Annotated in this window: 1 protein-coding gene and 1 pseudogene; both read left to right on the top strand. The window is 57.4% G+C overall.

Features of this window, described 5'->3' with window-relative positions; all coding sequences use genetic code 11:
• Window positions 1–2,318, top strand: a pseudogene (locus ACH2EH_RS18400) (hypothetical protein); the annotation flags it as partial.
• A gap of 95 nt (window positions 2,319–2,413) precedes the next feature.
• Window positions 2,414–3,450: GspE/PulE family protein (locus ACH2EH_RS18395; RefSeq protein ID WP_395143898.1), on the top strand; the 1,037-nt coding region annotated here is incomplete at its 3' end.

Here is a 3,450-nt window from a genome sequence, read left to right as displayed (position 1 = left end):
CCTCCGAGGACAAGACCCGCTGGGACATTGTCCTGTATGCTCCCGGAATCGAGCCGACCGAGCTGACGGCCCGTGAGGTACTCCCGGTCAATCTGTCCTCTATTGCCGCCACTCCCCCCAAGATCGCCCTGGCGCTGCAAGCGGAGAGAGACCCCCTCCCGGGTATCTCCGTTCGGAGCCAGCGCACCCGAGTCTCGATTGACACTCGTGCCCTGATGGCGGCAGCGAGCCGTGTGGCCTCCAGCTTTGCGTTCGCCCCTCGGGATACTGCCCGACTCGCGAGCTACGAGTTATTGACAGCGCCACAACTGAGCCTGGCCTCGGTACTTCCCCTGGCACCACGTCCACGTCCGCTGGTTGCGACAAGAGCAGGCAGTCCGAAGCTCACCCCCTACTCTAGCCGTGTGTCCGATCCCACTTTTTCCAAACCGCTCCTTCCCGCTCTTGAGCGCCCCGTGACCCTTACCCAGGCTCTGGCGGCTCCTGTGGCGTTGGCCGCCGCTCCTCCCTCCGACCAGAAAAAAGCGGTGGTGATCTCCGTCAAGGCACCGAAAGCTGCCACGCTCATTGCCCCTGTGGCGGAGAAGCCAGCACCTACAGAGCCCCCCCCCGCTCTTGCGGCACCCAAACCCATCTTGGTGCAGGAAAACGCTCTGGATCGTGTGGTTTCGCTCGACTTCGTCAGCTCAGAGCTCTCCGATGTCCTCAAGCTTATCTCGGTCCAGGCGAAAGCCAATGTGGTCTCAGGGCAGAGCATTATTGGCAAAAAAGTGACCCTTTCCCTCCAGAAAGTGCTCCTGCGAGAGGCGCTCGACTGGATCACCCGAACCTCGGGAGTCTCCTACACCATGGAGGGGAGCAACACGATTATCGTCGGAACCGGTCAGGAGATCGCGCTCCTGAAGCGCACCAACGAGACCCCGGAAGCAGCCTCAGCAAATATCCCCTTCTTCTACGCCGATGCCGACTCGCTCAAGACCGCGCTGACAGCAGCGTTCCCCAATGTGGCGATCCATATCATCAAGGCGAGTGAGGAATCTAAGAAGCCCGAAGAGAATACGCAGCAGACACAGCAGGCCGCCACCGGTGAGCGTGTCGGGGCTGTTGGTGGTAGTGCAGGTGCGGCAAGTCCCTCCTCCATGACGAATATCAAGCCACGTGGCGGCTCTATCTGGGTTGTGAGCACTCGCTCCATCGTCACGGAGCTTCGCCGCACCATCGAGGACATGGAGCGTGGCTTGATCGAGATTGCTCAGCGGGATGCGGACCGCAAGTCCGAACAGATGCGTACCTATATCACAGACTACTACGAGGTTAAGTACGTTGACCCCACTCAGTCGGCACGGCTGGTACTTGAGAGTGTCCCTAATATCATTATTCGCCCCGGACCTTCGCAGCGTTTCATCGCAACCCCTGTGGGGCTCGGCGGTGCCCTGAGCCAATCGGGTGGTGGTGGCCAGGCAAGTAGCTCGCAAACCAGTGGGCAAAATGGCGGTGGGCAGGGCGCTAACGGCGGGGGATCCAATCTTATTGAGTCTCGGATTCTCATGATCACAGGCAAGGGTAGCGATGTCAGCCGTGCTAAAGAGATGCTCAGCCAGCTTGATCTTAAAGTGCCACAGTTCATCTACGAAGCCCGCCTAGTCGAAGTGAACAAAGATGATGTGAACCAGCTTGGGCTCACGTATGACCTGGGACGTGCGATCCAGATCGGCGAGAACGACGCGGGGGGGCAAAAGAACACCACTGTCAATAGCGTGCCCGGCGGACGTAACCTTAATGGGGGTGCGATCTTCCGCACCCCCGTAAGTGTCGCGACCAAGATTGATGCCCTAGCGACCAAGGGGAAAGCCAATATTCTGGCGCGCCCTACCCTCTCCGCACTGGACGGCAACTCCGCAGTGACATTTATCGGGGATCAGGTGCCCTACGTCATCTCCCAGTCCATCAGCCCCACGGGCGGCCTGAATGTCGTCACCGGGGTTGCCAATGCGGGGATTCGGCTACAGGTCTCGGGGCGCTCCAACGGGGATGGAACAATGACTATCTACGTCCACCCGGAGATATCTGCCATCACCCAGTTTGTGGGCGGGCTGCCGCAGATCTCCACCCGGTTCGTGGACACCACGATCCGTGTGAAGGACGGGGAGACGATCGCAATCGGCGGCCTGGTGCAAAAGCAAGAGATTGATAACATGCGCAAGTTGCCGGGTCTGGGGGATCTGCCGGTTCTAGGCCAGCTCTTCCGCTCCAGCGACAAGCGTATCAAAGAGAGCGAGATACTGATCTTCATCACCTGCTCTCTGTCCAAAGACTAAAGTCCAAGCTCGAAAGAGGCTAAAAAGGGGTCAGCCGTGCACGAGTGGCTGGCCTCTTTTTTTGTGTGCCCAGTACCAATAATAGAAGATAGGTTATGACAGCAACACAGACAAATAGAATCGGTGATGTGCTTGTGGAGAAGGGACTTCTTACTTCAGAGCAGCTCCAGAACGCCATAGACAAGCAAAAACAGCTTGGGGGTAAGCAACCTCTGGGGGAGATCCTTGTCTCGATGGGCCTCATTACCGAACGTGACCGAGTCAAAGCCCTGGGTGATCAATGGGGAGTAGATTACGCAGATCTAACAGATATTATAATCCCCGACGACGTGGTGCAGTTGGTCTCCCAGGAGCTTGCCCGTCGCTACAAGATGATTCCTATGGAGGTCATCGGTAACCGGATCAAGATGGCGATGAAGAATCCTCTGGATATCTTCGCCACCGACGAGATCCGGCTGATGACGGGCAAAGAGGTAATCCCCCTAATCGCCCCCGAGGACGATATTCTTGCCGCGATCAATGACAACTACCGGGTCGCTGCCCAGAACCTCAACAATGTGCTCCAGACCTTCCATACCGAAGAGGTGGAGCTCGATAGAAAGCGCCCAGAGGAGCTCGCCGCCGAAGTGGATCAGGCCGAGGCGGAGTCCGCTCCCATTATCCGGCTTGCCAATGCACTGATCTCGCGCGCCGTGCAGGAGAAAGCCTCCGATATTCATATTGAGCCCGGGCGTGAGTCTATTCGCATACGCTACCGTGTGGACGGCATCTTAATGGATGGCCTCCAGGTACCTAAAAACGCGCAAAATGCCCTGGTAAGCCGCTTTAAGATCATGGCGGAGATGGATATCGCCGAGAAGCGTGCCCCCCAGGATGGCCGCATCTCCATGATTGTCCAGGGGAAACACTACGACTTTCGCGTCTCCAGCCTACCCGCTGTCTACGGTGAGAAGATTGTAATGCGGGTACTAGACAAGAGCAATATTAATATTGGTCTGCACCGGCTTGGCCTGCTTCCTCATACTTTTGAGATGTTCGAGTCTATGCTGATGCGCTCCTACGGCATTATCCTAGTCACGGGGCCGACGGGTTCTGGAAAATCAACAACTCTCTACTCCAGCCTGGCAAAAGT

It is taken from the genome of Armatimonas sp., from assembly GCF_043760365.1.
GTDB lineage: Bacteria > Armatimonadota > Armatimonadia > Armatimonadales > Armatimonadaceae > Armatimonas.
Note: the sequence above shows the minus strand (reverse complement) of the source record. Positions and strands in the feature narration are given on the sequence as shown.